The following is a 492-nucleotide window of genomic DNA, read 5'->3' on the forward strand; positions in this document are numbered from 1 at the left end:
CTATGATTACGCAATGTTTAAGTCTCGTCCTTTATTCTTTTATTTTTCCTTTTCAAGGCCTGAGAAAATGAGCGTCGCCGCCGGGAATAAAAATCATCTGATCCGCCTGATAGCCGTGGTATTAACCGGGATTCTGGCCGGTCTGTCCGGCATGGTTTTGGCACTAATTTTACACGCGATTCAGCACCCTGGCTTTTGGTTACAGTTACGGGCAGATCGTCGGTTCGGTGTCATTTTTACAGGGCGTCACGGTCCTGGCCACGCCGCATCGTGGCAATCGTGGCCGGCGGCGCCGTCGCCGGATTTGGCTGGTGGCTGCTTGGTCGCTACGGGCGGAGGCGGGTTTCTATTGCGGCGGCGGTGGCCAACCCCCCTGCGCACCCATGCCCGCGGGCACCACGACGATCCACGCGCTGCTGCAGATCGTCACCGTAGCGCTGGGCTCCCCGCTTGGCCGCGAGGTGGCGCCCCGGGAAATGGGCGCGCTGGGGG

Annotated in this window: 1 protein-coding gene; it reads left to right on the forward strand. The window is 60.2% G+C overall.

What is annotated here, in order from left to right:
* Positions 1-227 precede the first annotated feature (227 nt).
* On the forward strand, positions 228-492 hold a 265-nt coding region (locus M3226_RS31580), incomplete at its 3' end, for a hypothetical protein (protein WP_251573421.1).

The organism is Neobacillus cucumis (assembly GCF_023715505.1).